At 65.5% G+C, this 20,597-nt stretch carries 18 protein-coding genes; 10 read left to right on the plus strand and 8 right to left on the minus strand.

Annotated features, from left to right (window positions below; translation table 11 throughout):
- Positions 1 to 30: 30 nt before the first annotated feature.
- Positions 31 to 1,527 (plus strand): phospholipase D-like domain-containing protein, encoded by a 1,497-nt coding sequence (locus tag CHB69_RS03000; protein WP_089214450.1) that lies wholly within the window; start codon positions 31 to 33, stop codon positions 1,525 to 1,527.
- An 18-nt stretch (positions 1,528 to 1,545) separates the two neighbouring features.
- On the opposite strand, the gene CHB69_RS03005 is transcribed toward CHB69_RS03000, so the two are convergent.
- From CHB69_RS03005 to CHB69_RS03025, 5 genes are all read right to left on the minus strand, one after another.
- Positions 1,546 to 2,397 carry an HpcH/HpaI aldolase/citrate lyase family protein gene (locus CHB69_RS03005; RefSeq protein ID WP_089214451.1) on the minus strand — a complete coding sequence of 284 codons (852 nt, stop codon included), beginning with the start codon at positions 2,395 to 2,397 and terminating at the stop codon, positions 1,546 to 1,548.
- Positions 2,397 to 2,849, minus strand: a complete 453-nt coding sequence (locus CHB69_RS03010) for a MaoC family dehydratase (protein WP_089214452.1) — start codon at positions 2,847 to 2,849, stop codon at positions 2,397 to 2,399. Before CHB69_RS03010 ends, CHB69_RS03005 begins: the two co-directional genes overlap by 1 nt.
- A gap of 169 nt (positions 2,850 to 3,018) precedes the next feature.
- Positions 3,019 to 4,857: an acetyl/propionyl/methylcrotonyl-CoA carboxylase subunit alpha gene (locus tag CHB69_RS03015; RefSeq protein WP_089214453.1), complete on the minus strand. Its 1,839-nt coding sequence runs from the start codon at positions 4,855 to 4,857 to the stop codon at positions 3,019 to 3,021.
- On the minus strand, positions 4,854 to 5,318 hold the full coding sequence (locus CHB69_RS03020) for an endonuclease domain-containing protein (protein WP_089214454.1): 465 nt from the start codon (positions 5,316 to 5,318) through the stop codon (positions 4,854 to 4,856). The genes CHB69_RS03015 and CHB69_RS03020 overlap by 4 nt, the downstream gene beginning before the upstream one ends.
- 78 nt (positions 5,319 to 5,396) lie before the next feature.
- Entirely contained in the window at positions 5,397 to 6,995 is a 1,599-nt protein-coding gene (locus tag CHB69_RS03025; RefSeq protein ID WP_089214455.1) for a carboxyl transferase domain-containing protein, read from the minus strand.
- A gap of 142 nt (positions 6,996 to 7,137) precedes the next feature.
- Here CHB69_RS03025 and CHB69_RS03030 point away from each other — a divergent pair, with 142 nt between their 5' ends.
- Positions 7,138 to 9,228: a M13 family metallopeptidase gene (locus CHB69_RS03030; RefSeq protein ID WP_089214456.1), complete on the plus strand. Its 2,091-nt coding sequence runs from the start codon at positions 7,138 to 7,140 to the stop codon at positions 9,226 to 9,228.
- A 108-nt stretch (positions 9,229 to 9,336) separates the two neighbouring features.
- Here the strand turns inward: CHB69_RS03030 and CHB69_RS03035 are convergent, their stop codons facing one another.
- From CHB69_RS03035 to CHB69_RS03045, 3 genes are read right to left on the minus strand one after another with little or no spacing between them, the layout of a single operon-like run.
- Positions 9,337 to 9,735: a VOC family protein gene (locus tag CHB69_RS03035; protein WP_089214457.1), complete on the minus strand. Its 399-nt coding sequence runs from the start codon at positions 9,733 to 9,735 to the stop codon at positions 9,337 to 9,339.
- Entirely contained in the window at positions 9,732 to 10,082 is a 351-nt protein-coding gene (locus CHB69_RS03040) for a hypothetical protein (protein WP_089214458.1), read from the minus strand. Before CHB69_RS03040 ends, CHB69_RS03035 begins: the two co-directional genes overlap by 4 nt.
- Positions 10,079 to 11,248 carry an isovaleryl-CoA dehydrogenase gene (locus CHB69_RS03045; protein WP_089214459.1) on the minus strand — a complete coding sequence of 390 codons (1,170 nt, stop codon included), beginning with the start codon at positions 11,246 to 11,248 and terminating at the stop codon, positions 10,079 to 10,081. The genes CHB69_RS03040 and CHB69_RS03045 overlap by 4 nt, the downstream gene beginning before the upstream one ends.
- Positions 11,249 to 11,351: 103 nt before the next feature.
- Between CHB69_RS03045 and CHB69_RS03050 the strand changes: the two genes are divergently transcribed.
- The 8 genes from CHB69_RS03050 to CHB69_RS03085 all read left to right on the plus strand — a co-directional run bounded on the left by CHB69_RS03050 (position 11,352) and on the right by CHB69_RS03085 (position 20,597).
- Positions 11,352 to 12,254, plus strand: a complete 903-nt coding sequence (locus CHB69_RS03050; RefSeq protein WP_089214460.1) for a LysR family transcriptional regulator — start codon at positions 11,352 to 11,354, stop codon at positions 12,252 to 12,254.
- Between the two features lie 76 nt (positions 12,255 to 12,330).
- Positions 12,331 to 13,236: a sulfate adenylyltransferase subunit CysD gene (gene cysD / locus CHB69_RS03055; protein ID WP_089214461.1), complete on the plus strand. Its 906-nt coding sequence runs from the start codon at positions 12,331 to 12,333 to the stop codon at positions 13,234 to 13,236.
- A gap of 118 nt (positions 13,237 to 13,354) precedes the next feature.
- On the plus strand, positions 13,355 to 15,256 hold the full coding sequence (cysN, locus tag CHB69_RS03060; protein WP_089214462.1) for a sulfate adenylyltransferase subunit CysN: 1,902 nt from the start codon (positions 13,355 to 13,357) through the stop codon (positions 15,254 to 15,256).
- Positions 15,257 to 15,532: a DUF2061 domain-containing protein gene (locus CHB69_RS03065; protein WP_089214463.1), complete on the plus strand. Its 276-nt coding sequence runs from the start codon at positions 15,257 to 15,259 to the stop codon at positions 15,530 to 15,532.
- Positions 15,525 to 16,271: a 3'(2'),5'-bisphosphate nucleotidase CysQ gene (locus tag CHB69_RS03070; protein ID WP_089214464.1), complete on the plus strand. Its 747-nt coding sequence runs from the start codon at positions 15,525 to 15,527 to the stop codon at positions 16,269 to 16,271. Before CHB69_RS03065 ends, CHB69_RS03070 begins: the two co-directional genes overlap by 8 nt.
- A 207-nt stretch (positions 16,272 to 16,478) precedes the next feature.
- Positions 16,479 to 17,615, plus strand: coding sequence for a zinc-binding dehydrogenase (locus tag CHB69_RS03075; protein ID WP_089214465.1), 1,137 nt, complete (start codon positions 16,479 to 16,481; stop codon positions 17,613 to 17,615).
- A 108-nt stretch (positions 17,616 to 17,723) separates the two neighbouring features.
- Positions 17,724 to 19,085, plus strand: coding sequence for a cyclic di-GMP phosphodiesterase (locus CHB69_RS03080; protein ID WP_089214466.1), 1,362 nt, complete (start codon positions 17,724 to 17,726; stop codon positions 19,083 to 19,085).
- Positions 19,086 to 19,208: 123 nt separating this feature from the next.
- Positions 19,209 to 20,597 (plus strand): TIGR03013 family XrtA/PEP-CTERM system glycosyltransferase, encoded by a 1,389-nt coding sequence (locus CHB69_RS03085; RefSeq protein WP_089214467.1) that lies wholly within the window; start codon positions 19,209 to 19,211, stop codon positions 20,595 to 20,597.

Genomic DNA, 20,597 nt, shown 5'->3' on the forward strand with positions numbered 1-20,597 from the left:
CCATCGCCGCCGCCATGCGTGGCGTCGGCGATGAGCGAGGCCGAACTCTCCCCCATTGTCGAAGCGGGGCGTAATTGCTGGCGGATCGAGCGCGCGAGCAAGGCGCGGATGATCGTCGATGCCGCCGACTATTATGCGCTGCTCGCGCGGCTGATGGCGGGCGCGAAGGAGCGCATCCTGCTTATCGGCTGGGATTTCGACCCGCGCATCGCGCTGACCCCCGATGCCGACGGCGGCGGCGAGGCGCTCGGCCATTATATGCTGCGGCTCGCGAAAAGCCGCCCCGACCGCGACATCGACATTCTCCGCTGGAATTTCGGCGGGCTGAAGCAACTCGCCATGCCGAGTATCGTCGCGCTGATCCTGCGCTGGAAGATGACGCGCTCGATCAGCTTCCGCCTCGATAGCGCGCATCCGGCGGGGTGCAGCCATCACCAGAAGGTCGCGGTGTTCGACGATCATCTCGCGGTGTGCGGCGGGATCGACGTCGGCTTGCGGCGCTGGGACACGCGCGAGCACAAGGACGACGACCCGTGCCGCGTCGCGCCCGACGGCAAGCGCTATATGCCGTGGCACGATTCGACGATGATCCTTGCGGGGCCGGTGGGCGAAGCGCTCGCCGAACTCGGCAACGAGCGCTGGCAGCGCGCGACGAACAAGCGGCTGCGCGACCTGAGCGGCACCGGCGAGAATTGGCCCGACGAACTCGATCCCGATTTCCGCGATGTCGACGTCGCCATTTCGCGCACGCGCGCCGAATATGACGGCTATGGCGAAATCCGCGAGATAGAAAAGCTCTACCTCGACCTCATAGCGGGCGCCAAGCGTTTCATCTATTTCGAGAATCAATATTTCACATGTGCAAAGATCGCTGCGGCGATCGGCGAGCGGCTGAACGAGGACGACCCGCCCGAATTCGTGCTGGTGATGCCCAGGACCGCCGACGGCTGGCTCGAGCAGATGGCCATGGACGCCGCGCGCGTCGAACTGGTGCGCGAGATAGCCAAGGCGCGGCACGGCGACCGGCTGCGTGTCTATGTACCGCTTACCGCGGGCGGCGATCCGATTTACGTTCATTCCAAGACCGCGATCGTCGACGATCGGCTGATCCGCGTCGGATCGGCCAATCTCAACAACCGCTCGATGGGACTCGACAGCGAATGCGATGTGACGATCGACGCCGCGCTATCGGCCAATCGCGGTGTCGAACCGACGATCCGCAAGCTGCGCGAGTCGCTGATCGCCGAGCATCTGGGGGTCGAGCCCGACGCGGTCGCGCGCCATTTCGACCGCACGGGGTCGCTGATCGACACGATCGAGGCGCTGCGGGGCGACGGCCGTTCGCTCGAACTGCTCGACCTGATCGCGCCGGGGCCGTTCGACGAATTCATCGCCGAGAATGAATTGCTCGACCCGACGCGCCCCAATGCGATGTTCGAGGGGATCGCCGGGCGCGGCCTCAAGAAAAGCTGGCACCGCGGCAAGGCATGGATGACGCGGCACCGGCCGTTCCGGCGGCGCGGCTGACATTTCCCCGAAGGCCGCTCAGTCCGCCAGCGACAGGATATGCCGTGCCTGCTTGAGGTGCGGCGCGTCGATCATCTTGCCGTCGATCTGCAGCACGCCGGCGCCGGGATTGGCGGCAAAGGCATCGACGATCGCCTGCGCTCGCGCCACTTCGTCGGCGGACGGAGTGAAGGCGGCGTTGATCGGCGCGACCTGCGATGGGTGGATCGCCATCATCCCGGTGAAGCCGTCGCGCCGCGCGCGCGCCGCATAGGCGGAAAGCCCGCCCTCGTCCTTGATCGCCGGAAAGACGGTGTCGATCGCCGCGACCCCCGCGCCGTGCGCGGCGAACAGGGTCAGCGCGCGCGCGACCCGATAGGGTTCGGTATAGCTGCCGTCGGCCTCGCGGCTCGTCGCCGCGCCGATCGCGGCGGGCAGGTCCTCGGCGCCCCAGGTCAGCCCGACGAGCCGCTCGCGCGCCTCGCGATAGCTGCCGAGGGTGAAGATTGCCGCCGGGGTTTCGGTCGCGATCGGCAGGATGGGGGGCAGATGCCCCGCGTCGCCGCCCTCGCTGCGCAATATCGTGTCGAGCTGCGCGATGCTCGGCGCGCCTTCGGCCTTGGGCAGCATGATCGCGTCGGGGGCCGCGGCGGCCACCGCGGCGACGTCGGCGGCGGTCATGTGCCCGTCGAGCGGGTTGACGCGCACCAGCGTGATGACCTCGCGCGTGCCGGCAAGGTAATCGGCGACGGCTTCGCGCGCCATGTCCTTATTGGCGGGCGACACCGAATCCTCGAGATCGAGGATGATCGCGTCGGCGCCCGATGCCGCGGCTTTGGCAAAGCGTTCGGGGCGGTCGCCGGGGACGAAGAGGAGGGAACGAAGTCGCATCAGCCGGCCTTTCGCTTGATAAGGGCCGAACGCTCGCACTGGCAGACGAGTTCATCGCGCTGGTTGAGGCAGCGATGCAGAAAGGTGACGATCCCCGCGTTCGGCCGCGATTTCGATTCCTTGAGCGCGATGACTTTGCTCTCCGCGCGCAGCGTGTCCCCTAGGAACACCGGTTTCGGCATTACCAGCTTGTCGTAGCCCAGATTGGCGACGAGCGTGCCGAGCGTCGTGTCGCCGACCGACAGCCCGACCATCAGGCTGAAGGTGAAGGTGCCGTTGACCAGGATTTGCCCGAACTCCGACGCCTTCGCCGCTTCGATGTCGAGGTGCAGCGGCTGCGGATTGTGCGTCATCGTCGTGAAGAGCAGATTGTCGGTCTCGGTCACCGTGCGGCGGATGTCGTGCGCGACGCGCTCGCCGACCTGCCATTCGTCGAAGTATTTTCCTGCCATTTATCCCTCTCCCTCGGGGAGAGGGTTGCGAAGACTTGCCGGCTTGCCGGCCAGTCGCAGCTGGGTGAGGGGCTTGGCCCTCACGATAGCTCGCAACCCCTCATCCAACTCCGCCTGGCCGCTGAAGCGGCAAGGCTCCAAATCCTTCTCCCTCGGGGGAGAAGGGGTGTTACTCCGCCGCTTCGATCCGCACCAGCAGCGCTTCGACCTGCACCTGCGCCCCCGCTTGCGCGTTGAGTTCGGCGACCGTGCCGTCGAACGGCGCGGTCAGACTGTGTTCCATCTTCATCGCCTCGAGCGTCAGCAACTTCTGACCCTTGGTGACGGCATCGCCCGCAGAAACGTCGACCGCGATGATCTTGCCCGGCATGGGGGAGAGGATCGCGCCGTCGCCCGCCGCGCCGCTCGCGCCGCCCGCCGCGCGCCACGGCGCGAGCTGCCATACCGAGCCGCGCTCGGCGACGAGCATCGCCGGGGCGGGATCGTCGGTGCCGGGGCCGTGCAGTGCGATGTCGACGCGCTTGCCGTCGAGCAGGAACGGCGCCGAACGGACGTCGGGCGCGTTGAGGCGAAACCCCGAGAGAAGCGAGCGCGGCACCATCGCCATCGCCGCATTGGTAAGCGCCTGCGGTGAAGGTTCGGGCGCGGCGGTCATCGCCTCGCCGTCGCGGCCGATCAGCCCGGTATCGACCGCGCCGGCGACGAAATCGGGATGGTCGAGCGCGTTGATGAGGAAGGCCGAATTACTCTTCACCGGCCACACCGCGCTGTCTTCGAGCATTTCGGACAGCGTCTCGCGCGCTTCCTCGCGGGTATCGCCGTGCGCGATCAGCTTGGCGATCATCGGATCATAGAAGGGCGAGACCTCGGCGCCTTCATAGACGCCGGTGTCGACGCGGCCGATATGCTCGGGGAGCTGAAACAGTTCGAGCGGGCCGGTCGAGGGGAGGAAGCCCTTCGCCGGGTCCTCGGCATAGAGGCGCGCCTCCATCGCCCAGCCGTCGATCGTGAGTTCGTCCTGCGTCAGCGGGATCGGCTCGCCCGACGCGACGCGCAGCTGCCATTCGACAAGGTCGACGCCGGTGATCTCCTCGGTCACCGGATGCTCGACCTGCAGCCGCGTGTTCATTTCCATGAACCAGATGCGGTCGGCGCGCAGGCCCTCCGACGCGTCGGCGATGAACTCGATCGTCCCTGCACCGACATAATCGACCGCCTTCGCGGCGCGCACCGCGGCGGCGCAGAGCTCGGCGCGCGTGGCTTCGTCCATGCCTGGGGCGGGGGCTTCCTCGATCACCTTCTGGTGGCGGCGCTGGAGCGAGCAGTCGCGCTCGAACAGGTGGACGACGTTGCCGTGACTGTCGCCGAATATCTGCACCTCGATATGGCGCGGGGTCAGGATATATTTCTCGATCAGCACATGCTCGTTGCCGAACGAGGCGGCCGCTTCGCGCTGGCACGAGGCGAGCGCGTCGGCGAAGTCCGCCGGAGCATCGACCTTGCGCATCCCCTTGCCGCCGCCGCCCGCGACTGCCTTGATGAGCACCGGATAGCCGATCATGGCGGCTTGTTCGGCGAGGAAGATGGGGTCCTGATTTTCGCCCATATAGCCGGGCGTCACCGGCACCCCCGCCTCGGCCATCAGCCTCTTGGCGGCGTCCTTCAGGCCCATCGCGGTGATCGACGAGGGGTTGGGTCCGACCCACACCAGCCCGGCATCGGTCACGGCCTGCGCGAACTCGGCATTTTCGGAGAGGAAGCCATAACCCGGATGGATCGCCTCGGCCCCGGTCTCCTTGGCGGCAGCGATGATCTTCTCGCCGATCAGATAGGATTCGCGCGCGGGCGACGGTCCGATATGCACGGCTTCGTTGGCCTCGCGCACATGCAGCGCCTTGGCATCGGCATCTGAGTAGACCGCAACGGTCCTGATACCCATTTCGCGCGCGGTGCGGATGATACGACAGGCGATCTCGCCGCGATTGGCGATGAGGAGGGAGGTGATCACAGCCGATCCTCCCCAGCCTGTCCTCGCGAAGGCGGGGAGGGAGGGGGACCATCCGAAGGATGGTGGAGGGGCACAGGCGGTTTGCCTTGCCGTTGCCTGATCTTCACCATGCGCTCCTCGCAAACCTCGACGATTCTCGCCACGACTGTCTCCAAATCCTTCATGATCGCCGGCGCGGGAATGCGCAGGGTCGCAACATGTTGCGACCGCAGAAAATCCGACCGCGCTTCATCGCTCTTTGCCGCAGCGGCTCCGTCATGTGTTCGCCCATCGACCTCAATAGCGAGATGCACGGCAGCGCAGTAGAAATCGAGAATATAGATACCCGCTGGGTGCTGTCGCCGATATTTGAACCCGCCGGGGCGTTGCCTAAGCCTGCGCCAGAGCATCGTTTCTGGCAGGTTCATTTCGCTTCGCAGCTTGCGGGCGTGTTTGAGTGTATCGCGGGGGCCGGTGATCATCTCCCGTGCCCCTCCACCATCCTGCGGATGGTCCCCCTCCCCGTTCCGGGGAGGACTATATTGCGCGCCGCCATCAGATCACATCCTGAACACACCGAAGCCGCGCTCCTCGACCGGGGCGTTCAGCGTCGCCGCAAAAGCCAGTCCCAGCACGTCGCGCGTCTGCGCGGGGTCGATGATGCCATCGTCCCAGAGGCGCGCGGTCGCGTGATAGGGATTGCCTTCATCCTCATATTTCTGGCGGATCGGCGCCTTGAAGGCTTCGGCCTCTTCCGCCGTCCATGTGTCGGCGTCGCGGTGAACCGTCGCCAGCACGCTTGCCGCTTGCTCGCCGCCCATCACGCTGATCCGCGCATTGGGCCAGGTGAAGAGGAAACGCGGGGAGTAAGCGCGCCCGCACATGCCGTAATTGCCCGCGCCGAAGCTGCCGCCGATCAGCACCGTGATTTTCGGCACCGTCGCCGTCGCGACCGCGGTCACCAGCTTTGCCCCATGTTTCGCAATGCCTTCGGCCTCATATTTCCCACCGACCATGAAGCCAGAGATGTTCTGGAGGAAGAGCAGGGGGATGCGCCGCTGCTGTGCCAGTTCGATGAAATGCGCGCCCTTGACCGCGCTTTCGCTGAACAGCACGCCGTTGTTGGCGAGGATCGCCACCGGGATGCCCCAGATATGAGCAAAGCCGCAGACGAGCGTGCTGCCATAATGCGCCTTGAATTCGTGGAATTCGCTGCCGTCGACGATGCGCGCGATGACTTCGTGGACGTCATAGGGCGCGCGGACGTCCTGCGGGATGATGCCGTATAGCTCCTCGGCGTCATATTTCGGCGGGCGCGGGTCTTTTATCGCTACTTCGAAGCCGTCATCGCCCCCGAAGGTCGAGACGATATCGCGCACGATCGTCAGCGCATGTTCGTCATTCTCGGCCAGATGGTCGACGACGCCCGACTTCTTCGCGTGGAGGTCGCCGCCGCCGAGGTCCTCGGCGCTGATCTCCTCGCCCGTCGCCGCCTTCACCAGCGGCGGGCCGGCGAGGAAAATCGTGCCCTGACCCCGCACGATCACCGTCTCGTCGCTCATCGCGGGAACATAGGCGCCGCCGGCGGTGCAGCTTCCCATCACGCAGGCGATCTGCGGGATGCGTTTGGCACTCATATTCGCCTGGTTGAAGAAGATGCGGCCGAAATGGTCGCGGTCGGGGAAGACTTCGGCCTGGTGCGGCAGATTGGCGCCGCCCGAGTCGACGAGGTAGATGCAGGGCAGGCGGTTCGCCTCGGCAATCTCCTGCGCGCGGAGATGCTTCTTCACCGTCATGGGATAATAGGTGCCGCCCTTCACCGTCGCGTCGTTGCAGACGATCATCGCCTGCCTGCCCGACACATGGCCGATACCCGCGATCATCCCCGCGCCCGGCACTTCACCCCCATACATGTCGCACGCCGCGAGCTGGCCGATTTCGAGGAAAGGCGAGCCGGGGTCCAGCAGCCGTTCGACGCGCTCGCGCGGGAGCAGCTTGCCGCGGTTCATGTGCCGCTCGCGCGCTTTCTCGCTGCCGCCGCGCGCCGCTTCGGCGACGCGCGCCCATAACTCGTCCTTCAGCGCGCGGTTGTGCGCGGCGTTGCTGCGAAAGGCCTCGCTCTCCGGCTGGACCATGGTTTGCAGGACCGGTGCGCTCACTTGGCTGTCTCTCCTCGCTGGTTGCCTAGTTGGTCGCTCGTCGAATGAAAAGCGCCGCAGGCCGAAATTGGTTGGCATTGAAACCGGGCGGTCACAGGCGTATCCCCCCTTCACATTCCCCCGAAGTCGAGGTTGCAAACCCATGAAGAAGAAGATTTTCGCCGTCCTCTTGTCTACCGCCGCGGTGCTCGCCGGCCCGGTCGCCTGCTCGGGCGGCGGCGAGGACAAGGCGGCCGCGAGCTACTCGATCGGGACCGAGATCGGCATCAACAAGGCCGCAATGGACACGAGCGTCAATCCGGGCGACGATTTCTATGCCTATGCGAACGGTAACTGGCAGAAAACGACCGAGATTCCCGCCGACCGCTCGTCGACCGGCGCCTTTTACACCGCCTTCCTCGAGACCGAGAAGCGTAACCGCGAGCTGATCGACGCGATCGTCAAGGGGCCGGTCGAGAAGGGCACCGACCAGGCGCGGATCGCCAATTTCTACAAGGCCTATATCGACACGCCGTCGATCGACAAGGCGGGCATGAAGCCCGTCGAGCCCGACCTCGCGCGCTTCGCCGCGATCACCGACAAGGCCGAGCTGTCGAAGATATTGGGCGAGGAAGTCCGCGCCGACGTCGACCCGCTCAACGCGACCGACTTCAACACCGAAAACCTGTTCGGCGTCTTCGTGACGCAGGGCCTCGCGACGCCGGGCGAAGTGATCCCCTATCTGCTGCAGGGTGGCCTCGGCATGCCCGAGCGCGAATATTATCTGTCGCCCGACCCGAAGATGGCGAGCATCCGCACCGCCTATCAGGCCTATATCGCCACGCTTCTGACCGCGGCGGGCGTTGCCGACGCCGATGCGAAGGCGAAGCGCATCTTCGATCTCGAAACGAAGATCGCCAGGGCGCATGCCAGCCGCGAAGAGAGTGAGGATTTCACCAAATCGGCCGATGTCTGGACCAAGGCCGATTTCGCGAAAAAGGCGCCCGGCATCGACTGGCCGGCTTTCTTTTCCGCGGCGCAGCTCGACGGCGCGGACAAGTTCGGCGCCTACCATGCCAAGGCGATCACGGGCCTGTCGGCGCTCGTCGCCTCGCAACCGCTCGAAGCCTGGAAAGACTGGCTGGCCTTCCACCAGATCAACAGCCACGCCGACGTGCTGCCGAGCGCGATCGACAATGCGCATTTCGCCTTTTACGGCACCATTCTGTCGGGAACGCCCGAGCAGCGCAGCCGCGACAAGCGCGCGATCGCGGCGGTGAACCAGTATCTCGGCGATGCGGTCGGCCGCGTCTATGCGGAGAAATATTTCCCCGCCTCGGCGAAGGCCGAAGTCAGCGACATGGTCGATGGCATCAAGGCCGCCTTTGCGAAGCGGGTGCAGGCGATCGACTGGATGGCGCCCGAGACCAAGAAGGAAGCGCTGAAGAAGGTCGAAACGATCCAGGTCGGCGTCGGCTATCCCGAGACGTGGCGCGACTATGGCAGCTATCAGGTCAGCGCCGATGCCGCCTATGCCAACGAAGTCGCGGGCGAAAAGGCCGAATATGCGCATCAGCTCGCCAAGATCGGCAAGCCTTTCGACAAGGGCGAATGGTGGATGACCCCGCAGACGGTCAATGCGGTGAACCTGCCGGTGCAGAATGCGCTCAACTTCCCCGCCGCGATCCTGCAGCCGCCCTTCTTCGACCCCAAGGCCGATCCCGCCTATAATTACGGCGCGATCGGCGCGGTGATCGGGCACGAGATCAGCCACAGCTTCGACAATAATGGCGCGGCGTTCGATTCGACCGGCGCGCTGCGCAACTGGTGGACCGACGCGGACCTCAAGAAGTTCGAGGAAGCCGGAAAGGCGCTCGCCGAGCAATATGACCAGTATAAGCCGTTCCCCGACCTGGCGGTGAACGGCAAGCTGACGCTGGGCGAGAATATCGCCGACGTGGCGGGGCTGCAGGCGGCCTACGATGCCTATCGGGCGTCGCTGAAGGGCAAGGAAGCGCCGGTGATCGACGGTTTTACCGGCGACCAGCGCTTTTTCATCGCCTATGCGCAGACGTGGGCGACGAAGATGCGCGACGAAGCGCTGCGCGCGCGGATCGCGACCGACGGCCACGCGCCGGGCATGTATCGCGCGCTGACCGTGCGCAACCTCGACGCGTGGTACAAGGCGTTCGACGTCAAGCCGACCGACAAGCTGTACCTGCCGCCCGAAAAGCGCGTGCGCGTCTGGGGTTGATTGGGGAAGCATGGCGGGGCGGTCAGTCCGTCCCGCCGCCGTTCGGCGCAGCGGCAGACGTCGGGGCGCCCGCGCCATAATATTGCAGTGCGTCGAGGGCGAACTCGCTCATCGCGCCGCCACGATATTGCTCACTTCGACCAGATTGCCGTCGGGGTCGTGGAAATAGAGCGAGTCGATCGTTCCGGTGGCGCCGTCGCGGTGCCCGCTGTCGATGATTTCTACACCTTGCTCGGCCAGATGGCCGCGCCACTCGGCCACCGGAACATCGCTGAGCAGGCAGAAATTGCCGCTGCCGGGCACGGTGTCGCGCGCGATCGAGGGGGCGGTGCGGGCGTCCTGCAGGCTGATCTTGTGGGCGCCGAACTGCAGCGACCATTTGCCGGGCCGCTCCTCGCGCGAGGTCATGCCGAGGACGCGCTCGTAAAAGGCGCGCGTCGCATTGACGTCGTTCACGCAGAGGACGATGTGGTCGAGGGCGGTGACCGAAAAGCGCGTGTCGCTCATGCAAAGACCCCGATCAGTGCAAGCGCACCCGCGGTGCTCAGGAACAGCCACATGATATGGCGGCCGCTCAGATAGGCTGCGTTGACAAGGCCGGTTGCCAGCCAGCCGCCGCCGATGATCGCGACGACCGCGCGCGGCGTTCCGGGCCAGGCGACGGTGACGGCGCTCAGCAGCATCAGCACCGACGTCGCGTGCCAGGCGAAACGGATGATCCGGCGGATGCGTGGATCGGTGGTCACGCCCGCGTTCAGCGCGAGCAGGGGGCGCACCATCCGCCTTTCGCCGAGCCGCGAATGGAAGAAGGCCGTCGCTGCCATCGCGGCGGCCGACAGCCACAGCCAGGTCACGCGCCGGCGCCGATAAGCTCGCGGCCGATCAGCATCCGGCGGATCTCGTTGGTCCCCGCGCCGATGTCGAGCAACTTGGCGTCGCGCCAATAGCGCTCGACCGGCCAGTCCTTGGTATAGCCCGCGCCGCCCAGCGCCTGGATCGCCTCGCCCGCGACCTTCACCGCGCTCTCGCTCGCGAGCAGGATCGCGCCCGCGGCGTCGAAACGCGTCGTCTGCCCCGCGTCGCATGCCCTGGCGACATTATAGACATAGGAGCGCGCCGAATTGAGCGCGACATACATGTCGGCGACCTTCGCCTGCATCAGCTGGAACGAGCCGATCGGCTTGCCGAACTGCTTGCGCTCGCGCACGTAAGGAATGACGGTGTCGAGACACGCCTGCATGATGCCGAGCTGAAGCCCCGCGAGCACCACGCGCTCATAATCGAGCCCCGACATCAGCACGCCGACGCCTCCGTTCTCCGGCCCCATCACCTGTTCTTCACTGACTTCGCAATCGGTGAAGACGAGTTCGGCGGTCGGGGAGCCGCGCATCCCGACCTTGTCGATCTTTTGCCCGATGCTGAACCCCGGCATGTCCTTTTCGATCAGGAAGGCGGTGATGCCGCGCGATCCCGCCTCGGGCGAGGTCTTGGCATAGACGACGAGCGTGTCGGCGTGGCTCGCGTTGGTGATCCAGAACTTCGTGCCGTTGAGGACATAGCCGCCCTGAACCTTCTCGGCCTTGAGCTTCATCGAGACGACGTCGCTGCCCGCGCCGGCTTCGGACATGGCGAGGCTTCCGACATGCTCGCCCGAGATCAGCCTGGGCAGATATTTGCGCTTCTGCTCGTCATTGCCCCAGCGGCGGATCTGGTTGACGCAGAGGTTCGAGTGCGCCCCGTAGGAGAGGCCGATCGCACCCGACGCGCGCGATACCTCCTCGACCGCGATCACATGCTGAAGATAGCCGAGCCCCAGCCCGCCCCATTCTTCCTCGACGGTGATGCCGTGAAGTCCGAGCTCTCCCATCTGCGTCCACAGTTCGTCGCGCGGGAACCAGTCTTCGGCGTCGGCCTTGGCGGCGAGCGGCGCGATCTGTTCGTCGGCGAAGCGGGCGGTGGTCTCGCGGATCATGTCGGCGGTCTCGCCGAGCGCGAAATCGAAGTCGGGGGTGGCGCGCATGGTCAGCCTTTCGCAGTCCGGGCGGTGAGGATGTCCCACTCTTGCACGAAAGTCGAACCATATGAAAATTGAAATCCGATGCGATAGATCATAAGAAAAATTTATGATAAAGCGCGCGCATATCCGGCAGTTTCTCGCGGTCGTCGATGCGGGCAGCTTCACCCAGGCGGCGCAGCAGATCCGCGTGACGCAGCCGGCCTTGTCGACCGGCGTCGCCGAACTCGAGCGGCTCGTCGGGGCACAGCTCTTCATAAGAAACCGGCGCAAGATCCGCCTGACCGAAGCGGGCGGGCGCTTCCTCCCCATCGCGCGCGAGCTCGAACGCGCCTTTCGCGCCGCCGATGGCTTCGGCCGCGACGAAACGGCGACCGCGCCCCTGCTGCGGATCGGTGCGATCCGGTCGGCGCCGGGCGAATTTCTCCAGCGGATCGTCGCCGAGTTCGCCCGATCCTTCTCGATCGAGATCGTCGAAGGAAGCGATTCCGATCTGCGCACCGCGCTCGCGAGCGGCCGTATCCAGATCGCGCTCGTTCCGCTCAAGGCCGGGGAAGGTGAGGGCGAGGCGCTGGCGCTTTATGAAGAGCCCTTGGTCATGCTGGTTCCGCAGGATCATCCGCTGGCGTCGCGAGGCGAAGTGTCGCCCGAGGAACTGGCGCCCGAAACGATGATCGCGCGGCGCTCGTGCGAATTTCTCGACGCAACGAGCCGCTTCTTTACCCGCCACGGCGTTCGTCCCCGCTTTTCGCTGCGCAGCGACAGCGACGATCGCTGCATCCGGATGGTCGCCGCCGGGATCGGCATCACCACGGCGCCGCTGTCGCTGGCCGGCGAGGACACGGTGGCGCTGCGCGTCACCGGCTATGATTTTCGCCGCGAGCTGGGATTGCTGTTCGCATCGGACTGGAGCGGGCTTCCCGACATCGCCCGGCGGCTGGAGGCGCCGCTCAAGGCGATCGACGCGATCGCACGCGACTGGCAGCGCGCGAGGGTTGCGATGATCGCCTGACCCTGCAAGTCTGGCTTGGCAGGGCAAAAGGCCATACAGTTTGCCTGTTGCGGGCGGTGGCGGCAATGGCGGGGACATGACGAAGACGCTTACCCATCTGGACCGATTGGAGGCTGAGAGCCTTCATATCATGCGTGAGGTGATGGCGGACGCGGCGCGGCCTGTGATGCTTTACAGTGTGGGGAAGGACAGCGCGGTGATGCTGCATCTGGCGCGCAAGGCCTTTTATCCTTCGCCGCCGCCGTTTCCGCTGCTGCATGTCGATACGACATGGAAGTTCCGCGCGATGTACGAAATGCGCGACCGCATGGCCGAAGAGGCGGGGATGGAGCTGATCGTGCACCAGAACCCCGAGGCGCAGGCGCGCGGGATCAACCCGTTCGACCATGGCGCGCTGCACACCGACATGTGGAAGACCGAGGGGCTGAAGCAGGCGCTCGACAAATATGGCTTCGACGTCGCCTTCGGCGGCGCGCGGCGGGACGAGGAGAAGAGCCGGGCGAAGGAACGCATCTTCTCCTTCCGCACCCAGTCGCACGGCTGGGACCCGAAGAAGCAGCGGCCCGAGCTTTGGAACCTTTACAATGCGAAGAAGGCGAAGGGCGAGAGCATCCGCGTCTTTCCGCTGTCGAACTGGACCGAGCTCGACATCTGGCAATATATCGCGCGCGAGACTATTCCGATCGTGCCGCTCTATTTTGCGGCGCCGCGGCCGACGGTGGAGCGCGACGGGCTGTTGCTGATGGTCGACGACGACCGCTTTCCGCTCAAGGACGGCGAGGTTCCTGCCCTTCGCTCGATCCGCTTTCGCACCCTCGGCTGCTATCCGCTGACCGGTGCGGTCGAAAGCACCGCTGCGACCCTGAGCGAGGTCATCCAGGAAATGCTGCTGACGACGACGAGCGAGCGGCAGGGGCGCGCGATCGACAAGGATGGCGGCGATGCGTCGATGGAGAAGAAGAAGCAGGAGGGGTATTTTTGACCCGCCGCGTCAATCTTCAGATTGACGAAGGGTCAACCCCCGCGAAGGCGGGGGTCTCTTTCGGAGCCAATGAGCGAAGCGGGATACCCGCTTTCGCGGGAAAGACGAAATTAAAGCCATGACCGACCCCGTCTATGTCACCGATGCGCTGATTGCCGAGGATATCGACGCCTATCTGGCCAGCCATGAGCAGAAGTCGCTGCTGCGCTTCATCACCTGCGGCAGCGTCGACGACGGCAAGTCGACCTTGATCGGGCGGCTGCTCTACGACAGCAAGATGATTTTCGAGGACCAGCTCGCCGCGCTCGAGGCGGACTCGAAGCGGGTGGGCACGCAAGGTGGCGAGATCGACTTCGCGCTGCTCGTCGACGGCCTCGCCGCCGAGCGCGAGCAGGGGATCACGATCGACGTCGCCTATCGCTTCTTCACCACCGGGAAGCGCAAGTTCATCGTCGCCGACACGCCGGGGCACGAGCAATATACGCGCAACATGGTCACCGGCGCCTCGACCGCCGACCTTGCGGTGATCCTGATCGACGCGCGCAAGGGGGTGCTCACCCAGACGCGGCGGCACAGCTTCCTCGCGCATCTGCTCGGCATTCGGCATATCGTGCTCGCGGTGAACAAGATGGACCTCGTCGGTTACGACAAGGGCGTGTTCGAGCGCATCCTGCTCGCCTATCGCGCCTTTGCGAGCGAGATCGGCATCACGGACTTCACGGCGATACCGATCTCGGGGTTCAAGGGCGACAATATCACCGCGCTGTCGCCGAATACGCCGTGGTTCAAGGGCCCGGCGCTGATCGAGCATCTCGAGACCGTCGACCTCGGCGCGCGCGTCGAGGAGGCCAAGCCCTTCCGCATGCCGGTGCAGTGGGTCAACCGCCCGAATCTCGACTTCCGCGGCTTCTCGGGCCAGGTCGCGGGCGGGCGGATCGCACCGGGCGATGCGGTGCGCATCCTGCCGAGCGGCAAGACCACCACCGTCGGCCGCATCGTGACGATGGATGGCGACCTGGACGAAGCGGTCGCGGGCCAGTCGGTGACGCTGACGCTCGCCGACGAGGTCGACTGCTCGCGCGGCGACGTGATCGCGGCGGCCGACGCGCCGCCAGAGGCCGCCGACCAGTTCGAGGCGACGCTGGTGTGGATGGCCGACGAGGCGATGATCCCGGGGCGCGCCTATTGGCTCAAGCTGGGGGCGCAGAGCGTCTCGGCGACGGTGCAGGCCCCGAAATACGAGATCAACGTCAACACGCTCGACCATCTCGCGGCGAAGACGCTCGACTTGAATGGCATCGGCGTCGTCGAGCTATCGACCGACAGGCCGATCGTGTTCGAAGCCTATGCCGAGAACCGCGCGCTCGGCGGCTTCATCCTGATCGACAAGCTGACCAATGCGACCGTCGGCGCGGGGATGCTGCACTTCAGCCTGCGCCGCGCGCAGAATGTCCATTGGCAGGCGAGCGACATCAGCCGCGAGGCGCGCGCCGATTTGAAGAACCAGAAAGCCGCGCTGCTGTGGTTCACCGGCCTCTCCGGCTCGGGCAAGTCGACGATCGCCAACCTCGTCGAAAAGAAGCTCTTTCGGATGAACCGCCACAGCTTCCTGCTCGACGGCGACAATGTCCGCCACGGGCTCAACAAGGATCTCGGCTTCACCGAGGCCGACCGGATCGAGAATATCCGCCGCGTCGGCGAGGTTGCGAAGCTGATGACCGACGCCGGGCTGATCGTCATCACCGCCTTCATCTCGCCCTTCAAGGCCGAGCGCGAGATGGTGCGCGCGATGCTGCCGGAGGGCGAGTTCCTCGAAATCTTCATCGACACCCCGCTCGAAGAGGCCGAACGGCGCGACGTGAAGGGCCTCTACAAGAAGGCGCGCAGCGGCCAGCTCAAGAATTTTACCGGGATCGACAGCCCCTATGAGGCGCCCGAAAATCCCGAGATCCGCATCGACACGACGACGATGACGGCAGAAGCCGCGGCCGACCTGATCATCGACCGGCTGCTCGGCTAGATGCTGCTGTTCCGGGGGAGGGAGGCGCATAGCCGGTCGCTCTTGAAGGCGATCAGCTGGCGCGTCCTCGGCAGCATCGACACCTTCCTGTTGAGCTATCTCTTTACGGCGAATGTGAAGGCGGCGAGCGCGATCGCGAGCACCGAGGTGCTCACCAAGATGCTGCTCTATTATCTCCACGAGCGCGCCTGGGCGCGGGTCGGCTGGGGCCTGCACAAACGCAAGCCGCCGGACGGCAAAATCGAGAAAGAGGGGCTGGTTCGCGATCATGGCTGAAACGGACGGGGAGCTTGCCGCGCGGCTGGCGGCGGCGGCGGGCGATATCTTGCTGAACCTGCGACAGGCGGGCGCGTTCGAAGGCAAGGCGCTCGGGCAGGCGGGCGACGAGGCCGCCAATGCGATGCTGTGCCGGGAAATCCGCGCCGCGCGCCCCGGCGACGGGCTGCTCTCCGAGGAGGAAAGCGATAATGTCGCCCGCCTCGACCAGTCGCGCGTGTGGATCGTCGATCCGCTCGACGGCACCCGCGAATATGGCGAGGGGCGCAGCGACTGGGCGGTGCATGTCGCGCTCGCCGTCGACGGCGTCGCGGCGGTCGGCGCGGTCGCGCTGCCCGGCCTCGGGCTGACCTTGACCTCCGACGCGCCCATCCCGCTCGCTCCCGCCAACGCGCCGCCCAGGATGCTCGTCAGCCGCACCCGCCCGGCCGCCGAAGCCGTGTTCGTCGCCGAGCGCCTCGGCGCCGAACTGCTCGCCATGGGCTCGGCAGGCGCCAAGGCGATGGCCGTCGTGCGCGGCGAAGCCGACATCTACCTCCACACCGGCGGCCAATATGAATGGGACAATTGCGCCCCCGCCGCCGTCGCCATCGCAGCAGGACTCCACGTCAGCCGCGCCGACGGATCGCCCCTGCGCTACAACAATCCCGACACCTACCTCCCAGACCTCCTGATCTGCCGAAAAGAACTCGCCAGCGACGCGCTCAGGTATGCGGGAGAATTTGTGGCCAATCCCTGATTGGGTGATTGGGACGAATGACTGGAATCGGGCGGGAGGGGACTTAATAAGCCCCTCCTCTGAAGAGGAGGGGTTTGGACGAACGACAGCTAACCACCCCAAAGCCGACCCCTGGGTTTCGATATTTCGCGCGCTTCACGATTGCCAGCGCCGCCTGCTCTCCCTATTTCGGTTTCATCGAAAAACCAATTGCATGGGAGACCCGCGATGACCGACCTGCCCGATACCAATCTGACGATGCTCACGCTGGTCAAGCCCGAGGGCGAGCTCGAAGTCTTCTTCGAGCGGCGGCCGATGCCCGAACCCGCGCCGCATGAGGTGCTGGTGAGAATCCTCGCGACCCCGATCAACCCGTCGGACCTTGGCCTGCTGTTCGGCGCCGCCGATATGGCAAGCGCGCGCGCGTCGGAGCGCGACGGCCTGCCCGTCGTGACGGCCGACATTCCCGCGCCGGGGATGCGCGCCATGGCGCCGCGCGTCGGGCAGGCGCTGCCGATCGGCAACGAGGGCTGCGGCCTCGTCGTCAAAGCGGGCGCGTCGCCCGAGGCGCAGGCTTTGCTCGGCAAGACCGTCGCGGTACTCGGCGGCGAAATCTATGCGGAATATCGCTGCCTGCCCGCGCAGATGTGCATGGAACTGCCCGAAGGCACCGACCCGAAGGACGGCGCCTCCTGCTTCGTCAATCCGCTCACCAGCCTCGCCTTTACCGAAACGATGCGGATGGAGGGGCATAGCGCGCTCGTCCACACCGCGGCGGCGTCGAACCTCGGCCAGATGCTCGTCAAGATCTGCGCCAAGGATGATATTCCGCTCGTCAACATCGTGCGCAGCGAGGCGCAGGCCGAGTTGTTGAAAGCGATCGGCGCCACGCATGTCGTCAACAGCAGCGATGAGGATTTCCTCGACCGGTTGACCGCCGCGCTCGTCGAGACAGGCGCGACCTGCGGCTTCGACGCGATCGGCGGCGGCAAGCTCGCGGGGCAGATCCTCGCGTGCATGGAGGCCGCGGCGGTCAGGCGGATGACGAGCTATAGCCGCTATGGGTCGGATACCTTCAAGCAGGTCTATATCTACGGCGCGCTCGACGTCGGACCGACCGTGCTCAACCGCAGCTTCGGTTTTTCCTGGTCGCTTTCGGGCTTCCTGCTCACACCCTTCCTGCAAAAGGCGGGCGCCGACGTCGTCGGCCGGATGCGCGCGCGCGTGGTCGACGAGCTGACGACGACCTTCAAGAGCCACTACAGCCACGAAATCTCGCTGACCGATGCCCTCTCGCTCGACACGATCGCAAATTACAATGCGAAGCGCACGGGCGAGAAATATCTGATCCGGCCGAACGGTTGAAGTGCCGGCCGCCGAGCCGCTAGCCGTGCGACGCCGCGATTTAATCTCGTCTTTCCCGTGCCGTTAACGCTCTTCAGTGGTTGATCGCGCGCACGGGGCCAACAGTGCATGCTGCTTAGGATAAGTCCGGACGAAGTTGAGATCGGTATGTTCATCCACACCTTTGAGGGGCGGTGGATCGATCATCCCTTTTGGCGCAGTCGCTTCCTGGTCGAAACCTCCGAACAGCTGGAAAGGATCCGGCAATCGCGCGTCGAGGCGCTGGTGATCGACCCAAGCCGCAGCGTCGTCATGCCGGTGATCGACGAGGGCGCGGCGACCGATGACGGCCCCGCGGAGAAAGAGCCGCCAGCGTCTGGCCCAGCGGTCCCTGCCGCCGCCCGTGCAGAAGCGATCGATCGTCCGCCGGTCCACACCATCGCCACGCCATGGCCGGTGGCGGCACGCCCGCAGCCGCTGTTCGCGCCCGAGCGCGCGCGCGACGTCCGGCGTGCCCGGAAAAGCTATGGTCCCGAGCGCCGGCGTGCGCTGCGGGTGATCGACAAATCGCGCCGTGCGATGGTCGACGTGTTCGAATCGGCTCGCCTCGGGCGCGCGATCGAGGTCAAGTCGCTCGTCCTTCTGACGCAGGAAGTGGCCGATTCGATCCACCGCGATCCGCGCGCACTGCTCAATCTCGTCCGGCTGAAGAACAAGGACGAGTATAGCTATCTTCACTCAGTTGCGGTCTGCGCGCTGATGATCAATTTCGCGCGGCACCTGCAACTGGACGAGGCGACGGTACAGGATTTGGGGGTCGCCGGCCTGCTGCACGACATCGGCAAGATTGCGATTTCGGACGACATATTGCTGAAGCCCGGCGCGCTCGACAGCCGCGAGCGTCAGGCGGTCGAGGAACATCCCGTAGCCGGGCACAAGCTGTTGGCGCAGTCCCCCTCCATTCCACCGGCCGCGCTCGATGTCTGCCTGCGACATCATGAAAAATTCGACGGCACGGGTTATCCCGACGGGCTGAGCGGCGAGAAGCTCTCGCTCTTCGCGCGAATGGCGGCAATCTGTGACGTCTATGACGCCGTGACCTCCGACCGTGCCTATAGAGCGGCGTGGGCACCGTGCGAAACATTAACCGAAATGCAGAGCTGGCCGGGACATTTCGATCCGAAACTGCTCGAACGCTTCGCCGACAGTCTGGGCATATTTCCGATCGGAACGCTGGTCCGGATTTCGAACGGGTTGCTGGGTATCGTCTCGGGCAATTGCGGCACGCTCGACGAGGACGTCACGGTCCGCGCCTTTTTCGACAGCGACCGGCTCGAAGACATCGAGCCCTATGATTGCACCATCTCGCCGGGCGCGGACGATCCGCGGATCATCTGCCGCGACAGCCCGACCTTCTGGCGCTTCGACGATTGGGACGCGATGCGGATGCGGGTCATGGCCACGCGCGTCGGCCGCCCCGAAAAGGCCTGAGCGCCCGCGACATATTCCAAGCGAAGACGAGCCGGCTCCAGGGGCGGCCAGGCAAGTGTAAAATTAACCGACAGTTGACGCCTGCCGCGCTATAGACCCGAGCGAAAGGGCGCTGCGTCTTCGATGTTCAGACTGTTCAAACATTATGTTCCGCACGCGGTCGTCTGGCTGGCGCTGATCGAGTTTGCCGTGGTGCTGCTGTCGGCCGAGGCGGCGTGGCACCTCTATGCGCATCAGGCCGATTTCGACGCGGGGGGGCTCGGTGAGCGCTGGCTGCCGCTTTTGACCTTTGCGCTTTCCAATTCGCTCGCGATGATGGCGGTCGGCATGTACGGGACCGAGGCGCTGCGCTGGCTGGGTTTCGCGACCGCGCGGCTGATCGCGGCGATTTCGCTCGGCGTGATTTTTCTGTCGTTGCTCCGCTTCCTGTTGCCCGGCGCGACGCTGTGGCGCGCGAACAGCCTCTATGCGATCGTCTTTGTGATCGCCGGTATCTTCCTCGTCCGTTTCGCGGTGACACAGCTTGGTGGAACCGAAGCCTTTCGCCGCCGCATCCTCGTGCTCGGTGCCGGACCGCGCGCGGCGCGGCTCGCGGCGCTCGCGGCGCGGCCGGGGAGCGGGCTCAGCATCGTCGGCCATATCGCGATGGCCGGCAACGAGCGCGCGGTCGCGGGAGCGCTGCCGCGCGGCGCGGTCGCCAACCTGGCCGAACATGCGGTGACGCTGGGCGCCGGCGAAGTCGTATTGGCGATGGAGGAGCGGCGCGGGGCGCTGCCACTCGCCGCATTATTGCGGGTCAAGACGACCGGGGTTCATGTCAACGATATTGCGAGCTTCATCGAGCGCGAGACGGGGCGCATCGACCTGGCGACGACCAATCCGAGCGGACTGATTTTCTCGGACGGATTTTCGGCGGGCCAGCGGATTTCGAAGGTCGGCAAGCGCTTGTTCGACATTATGGCGAGCCTGGTCGTGCTGATCGTAGGCCTGCCGCTGATCCTGGTCGCAGCGATCGCGGTCAAGCTCGACAGCAAGGGACCGGTTTTCTATCGCCAGCAACGCGTCGGCCTGTTCGGCGAGCCCTATGACATCGTCAAGATCCGCTCGATGCGCACCGACGCCGAAGCCGCGGGCAAGGCAGTGTGGGCGAGCGAAAACGACCCGCGAATCACGCGCGTCGGCCGCATCATCCGCCAGCTCAGGATCGACGAGCTGCCGCAGCTCTGGTGCGTGCTGAAGGGCGAGATGAGCTTCGTCGGGCCGCGGCCCGAGCGCCCCGCCTTTGTCGAGGAGCTGACGCGCGAGCTGCCCTTTTACGCCGAGCGCCACATGGTGAAGCCGGGTCTCACCGGCTGGGCGCAGATCAACTATCCCTATGGCGCGTCGATCGAGGATGCGCGCGCGAAGCTCGAATACGACCTCTATTATGCGAAAAATTATTCGCCCTTCCTCGACCTGTTGATCCTGCTGCAGACGGTGCGCGTCGTGCTGTGGCCCGAAGGGGCGCGGTGA

It is taken from the genome of Sphingopyxis indica (assembly GCF_900188185.1).
In the GTDB taxonomy this organism is placed as follows: Bacteria; Pseudomonadota; Alphaproteobacteria; order Sphingomonadales; family Sphingomonadaceae; genus Sphingopyxis; species Sphingopyxis indica.

Excerpts from the sequence above, each read along its gene's own strand:
- CHB69_RS03075 (WP_089214465.1), top strand. The coding sequence starts at position 16,479 with ATGACCGACCTGCCCGATACCAATCTGACGATGCTCACGCTGGTCAAG.
- CHB69_RS03030 (WP_089214456.1), top strand. The coding sequence starts at position 7,138 with ATGAAGAAGAAGATTTTCGCCGTCCTCTTGTCTACCGCCGCGGTGCTC.
- CHB69_RS03035 (WP_089214457.1), bottom strand. The coding sequence starts at position 9,735 with ATGAGCGACACGCGCTTTTCGGTCACCGCCCTCGACCACATCGTCCTC.
- CHB69_RS03080 (WP_089214466.1), top strand. The coding sequence starts at position 17,724 with ATGCTGCTTAGGATAAGTCCGGACGAAGTTGAGATCGGTATGTTCATC.
- CHB69_RS03005 (WP_089214451.1), bottom strand. The coding sequence starts at position 2,397 with ATGCGACTTCGTTCCCTCCTCTTCGTCCCCGGCGACCGCCCCGAACGC.
- cysN (WP_089214462.1), top strand. The coding sequence starts at position 13,355 with ATGACCGACCCCGTCTATGTCACCGATGCGCTGATTGCCGAGGATATC.
- CHB69_RS03010 (WP_089214452.1), bottom strand. The coding sequence starts at position 2,849 with ATGGCAGGAAAATACTTCGACGAATGGCAGGTCGGCGAGCGCGTCGCG.
- CHB69_RS03000 (WP_089214450.1), top strand. The coding sequence starts at position 31 with ATGAGCGAGGCCGAACTCTCCCCCATTGTCGAAGCGGGGCGTAATTGC.
- CHB69_RS03045 (WP_089214459.1), bottom strand. The coding sequence starts at position 11,248 with ATGCGCGCCACCCCCGACTTCGATTTCGCGCTCGGCGAGACCGCCGAC.
- CHB69_RS03065 (WP_089214463.1), top strand. The coding sequence starts at position 15,257 with ATGCTGCTGTTCCGGGGGAGGGAGGCGCATAGCCGGTCGCTCTTGAAG.
- CHB69_RS03020 (WP_089214454.1), bottom strand. The coding sequence starts at position 5,318 with ATGATCACCGGCCCCCGCGATACACTCAAACACGCCCGCAAGCTGCGA.
- CHB69_RS03050 (WP_089214460.1), top strand. The coding sequence starts at position 11,352 with ATGATAAAGCGCGCGCATATCCGGCAGTTTCTCGCGGTCGTCGATGCG.
- cysD (WP_089214461.1), top strand. The coding sequence starts at position 12,331 with ATGACGAAGACGCTTACCCATCTGGACCGATTGGAGGCTGAGAGCCTT.
- CHB69_RS03085 (WP_089214467.1), top strand. The coding sequence starts at position 19,209 with ATGTTCAGACTGTTCAAACATTATGTTCCGCACGCGGTCGTCTGGCTG.
- CHB69_RS03070 (WP_089214464.1), top strand. The coding sequence starts at position 15,525 with ATGGCTGAAACGGACGGGGAGCTTGCCGCGCGGCTGGCGGCGGCGGCG.